This is a genomic window from Brevibacterium sp. R8603A2 (genome assembly GCF_023072605.1).
In the GTDB taxonomy this organism is placed as follows: domain Bacteria; phylum Actinomycetota; class Actinomycetes; order Actinomycetales; family Brevibacteriaceae; genus Brevibacterium; species Brevibacterium pityocampae.
This window is the reverse complement of the sequence record NZ_JALLGN010000028.1, coordinates 1-4,093: the sequence shown is the minus strand read 5'-3', so window position 1 is coordinate 4,093 and position 4,093 is coordinate 1. Positions and strand designations below refer to the sequence as shown.

At 63.9% G+C, this 4,093-nt stretch carries 5 protein-coding genes; 4 read left to right on the top strand and 1 reads right to left on the bottom strand.

What is annotated here, in order from left to right:
• Positions 1-242: 242 nt before the first annotated feature.
• The 4 genes from MTQ12_RS14680 to MTQ12_RS14665 are packed head-to-tail and all read left to right on the top strand — an operon-like array spanning position 243 to position 3,486.
• On the top strand, positions 243-389 hold the full coding sequence (locus tag MTQ12_RS14680; protein ID WP_247619207.1) for a hypothetical protein: 147 nt from the start codon (positions 243-245) through the stop codon (positions 387-389).
• A 47-nt stretch (positions 390-436) separates the two neighbouring features.
• On the top strand, positions 437-751 hold the full coding sequence (locus MTQ12_RS14675) for a 2Fe-2S iron-sulfur cluster-binding protein (protein WP_247619206.1): 315 nt from the start codon (positions 437-439) through the stop codon (positions 749-751).
• Between the two features lie 45 nt (positions 752-796).
• Positions 797-2,251, top strand: coding sequence for a cytochrome P450 (locus MTQ12_RS14670; RefSeq protein WP_247619205.1), 1,455 nt, complete (start codon positions 797-799; stop codon positions 2,249-2,251).
• Positions 2,248-3,486: an FAD-dependent oxidoreductase gene (locus MTQ12_RS14665; RefSeq protein ID WP_247619204.1), complete on the top strand. Its 1,239-nt coding sequence runs from the start codon at positions 2,248-2,250 to the stop codon at positions 3,484-3,486. The genes MTQ12_RS14670 and MTQ12_RS14665 overlap by 4 nt, the downstream gene beginning before the upstream one ends.
• On the opposite strand, the gene MTQ12_RS14660 is transcribed toward MTQ12_RS14665, so the two are convergent.
• Entirely contained in the window at positions 3,461-3,652 is a 192-nt protein-coding gene (locus tag MTQ12_RS14660) for a hypothetical protein (protein ID WP_247619203.1), read from the bottom strand. The two genes, MTQ12_RS14665 and MTQ12_RS14660, sit on opposite strands and share 26 nt — an antisense overlap.
• Positions 3,653-4,093 lie beyond the last annotated feature (441 nt).

Below are 4,093 nucleotides of genomic sequence, written 5' to 3'. Positions count from 1 at the left end.
GTCATCGTTGTGACTCCGTTCGAGGATTCTTGGAAGGTTGACTCGAAGGATCACACGGTGGCCGCGTCCACATCAGGAGCGATGTGCCCGGACCTCCGCGCGTTACACCACTCTATGGGGCACTACCGCGCTCGGCGGCGGGTGTGGTAGCGTGACGCAAAACACAATGGGTACGCTTGCGTACCGCTTGAGGGGGGGTCGCCCCTATGGGCTGCAATGGTCCAAGTACGGAGTGGAAACTTATGCTCATGCTGAACTGCCCTTGCGGACATGTGATCTCCGCAGATGACGAAGACACGCTTGTCGGAGACACACAAGAGCACCTGGCACGCGACCACCCGCAGCTGAAATACACCCGCGAGCAGATCCTCTTCTTTACGGACGGCTGAGATCGCGAGCCAACCCCCCCCCATTCCATAGAGACCAGGAGTCAACGATGACTACTATCAACTTCCAGCTTTCGGACGGCACTCAACAGGTGATCGATGCTGAGGACGACGTGCCTCTCATGGAAGCGGCCGTGGACAACGATGTTCCCGGCATCGACGGTGACTGCGGAGGTATGGCGGCCTGCGCCACCTGCCATGTCTATGTCGATCCCGCATGGCAGGAGAAGGTTGGTGAGCAGAAGCCCACCGAACGCTCCATGCTCGACAACTCTTTCGATGTGAAGGAGAACAGCCGACTGGCCTGTCAGATCCAAGTCACAGACGACCTCGACGGGCTCTGCGTCGAAGTCGCCCCCAGCTGAGCGGATCCGGACCCGAGGAACAGACGACACAACGAGGTGATCTAGATGCCAACGACAGACTCGAATGCGCACAGACAGGCCGCGGTCGCGCGGGGCAGCACACTTGCTGCGACCGCCGAGCGCCTTGCGCATGTAAGGAAGACTCCGCTGGAGGAACTGGACCCCGGTTCGCCCGGGGCGTTCACGGACGAGAGCGTATTCGTGAAGTTCGAGCGGATCCGCAACGAGGACCCGGTCCACTTCACATCCGGCGAGCACACCAAGATGGGCCCCTACTGGTCTCTGACCCGGTGGGAGGACATCATGGCGGCGGATACGGACCCGGAAAGCTTCTCTGCCGATGCCGGCATCGTCATGCGACCCGCGAGCACAGTGGACCTGCAGGGCGCCTACGCCGACGAGAGCGCCGACGATCAGACTGACTCGCGGACTCACGGGGAGGACGCCGCGTTCCAGATCCAGTCACTGCTATCGATGGATCCCCCCGAGCATGACCTGCACCGCCAGATCGTCGCCCCAGCCGTCGCACCCACCCGGCTGTCCGACCTGGAATCCGTCATCCGCAGGCGCGCGCAGAAGATCCTGGACGACCTGCCCATCGGCAAGGAGTTCGACTGGGTCGACCTCGTCTCCAAAGAGCTCACAGCAATGACTCTGGCCACACTCCTGAACTTCCCACAGGAGCACAGACGCAAGCTCACCTACTGGTCAGATGTCGCGACCGCTATCGCGGGCCCGGGGCAGATCATCGAGACTCCAGAGGAGCGGGTTGCCATCTTGGGTGAGTTCTTCACCACGCTGATGGAACTGGTGGATACGCGGCAGCATGACGATCCCGCGCCAGATTTCGCTTCGCTCCTGGCACACAGCCCGCACGCCAGGGAATTCACGCGTGCGCAGCTGTTCGGCGATCTCGTGGTCCTCCTGGTGGGCGGCAATGACACCACCCGGAACACGATCACCGGCTCCCTGTACGCGCTCAACCGCTGGCCGGAGGAGTTCGCCAAGCTCCGCCGCGGTGACGCGAAGGTCGCCTCCATGGTGTCGGAGACGATCCGTTGGCAGACACCGCTGACACACATGATGCGTGTGGCGACGAAAGACACGGAGCTGGGTGGCAAGACCATTCGAAAGGGCGATCGGGTCGCACTGTGGTACCTGTCTGGGAACCGAGACAGCAGTGTGATTGAGGATCCGGACGAGTTCATGATCGACCGGAAGAACCCCCGTCGCCACATCTCGTTCGGGTTCGGAGTGCACCGTTGTCTGGGTAACCGGCTTGCCGAACTTCAGCTGCGCATCATCTGGGAAGAGATCCTGGTCCGCTTCCCGGAGATCCGAGTGGTGGAGGAACCGGTGCGAACCTACGACAACTTTGTGCGCGGCTATGAATCCATGAAGGTGCTGATCCCCCGCCGGAACACCCCCGCAGAGGTTGACCTCGGCTCGGAGTCCGCGCCTGCGGATGACCCTGAGCCGGTGGACGGGGAGGCGCGATGAGTCTTGCGTCCATCGTCATCGTGGGAGGTGGGCAGGCGGGACAGCAGGTCGCAGCATCACTGCGCAGGCTGGGCTACCAGGGAAGGGTGACCCTCGTGTGCGAGGAGTTGCACCTGCCGTACCAGCGGCCGCCGCTCTCCAAGGCGTACCTCAGCGGCGAGTTCGACGAGCGCCGGCTGACGTTCAAGAAGGCCGACTGGTACGAGAAGCAGGGCATCGAGGTCGTGCATCAGGCAGCGGTGAGCATGGACCGCGCGAACCAGACGGTGAAGCTCGCCGGAGGGCTCGAGCTGGACTACGAACATCTCGTGCTGGCCACCGGCGCGCGGAACCGGCGGCTGTCCGTCCCCGGCGCGGACCTGGAGAACGTCGTGGACCTGCGCACCCGCGACGACGCGGAGGCACTCGCCGTTTCTTTGCCAGCCGCGAAGAACGTAGTGATCGTGGGGGCCGGCTTCATCGGCCTTGAGGTGGCGGCCTCGGTGCGGAAGATGGGTGCCGCGGTCCACGTCCTCGAGCTCGCGGACAGGGTGATGGAGCGCGCCCTTTCGCCCGAGGCCTCGGCGTACTTCAGCCGTGCCCATGCTCAAGCAGGCATCGAGATCCACACCGGTACAGGGATCACAGGCATCGAGGGCCGGGAGGGCCGCGTCGCGGAGGTCGTGACCAGCACCGGTGAACGGCTGTCTGCCGATCTAGTGCTCGTCGGGATCGGTGCGGTGCCCAATGCGGAGCTGGCTGAGGAGGCGGGTCTGGAGGTCGACGGCGGGGTCGTCGTCGACGAGATGCTCAGGACCAGTGATCCTGCTGTCAGCGCCATTGGAGACGTGGCAGTAGTGTCCGTATGCGCATCCGGTGCGCGGGTGCGCCTGGAGTCGGTGCAGAACGCCAATGATCAAGGGCGCTTCCTGGCTGAATCACTAACGGGGGCGCAGGGGTCCTATGCGAAGGTGCCGTGGTTCTGGTCGGACCAGGGTACGCACAAGCTGCAGATCGCGGGTGTGCGCGACGGCTGTGAAGAGACGGTGCTGCTGCCCGCGCACGGGCCGGAGGAGTTCATCGCTCTGCATTTCGCCGCCGGGTGGCTGCGGTGCGTCGAGACGGTGAACCGGGCAGGCGAGCACATGGCCGCGCGCAGAGGATTGGAGGCAGGAGTGATGCCGGGAGCTGAGGAAGTGCGAGCATCCGGCTTCGATCTGGGGGAGTGGGTCAGGACCCGCGTTCACCGGGGCTGAGTGCGGCGGTGACGAATCTGCGGGCTGAGCGGATGACGGTCTCCATGGGCACGTCCTGCTCGAGTGCGTACCAGTAGAGCTCACGGATGCCGCCCATCAGCATGATCGCCTCGTGCTCCTCGAGAGGAGAGACGCCACCGCAGACCATGCCGGTGTTCCGGGACATCGAGACGAGGAGTTGAACGTAGTCCTTGAGAATGTCCTTCTGCAGCCGGCGGCCAGCATCCCCCTTCAGGGGGGACGGGCGGATCTCCGGGGAGACGCTGACGGCGTCTCCCCACGCAGTGAGTGCGCGATCGACCTGTTCCTGCCAGCGGGCCCGGGGGTCGATGGCTTTCTGGACCGCGCCCAGCGTGCGGGTGCTCTCACGGCGCAGGAGTTGGAGGAAGCAGTCCTCCAGATTGTCGAAGGACGCGTAGAAGGTCCTGCGTGACGCTCTGGCGACTCGGACAACCTCTGTGACGGTGGCCGACTGGGGACTGAATCGCCCCGGGGATAATAGAGGCAGGGAGATTGGAAGAAGGAGTTTCTCTCATGCCAGTGAAGTACACCGACGAGCTCAGGGCTCGTGCAGTAGAGCTCGTCATTCACGCTCAGGCCGATCCCG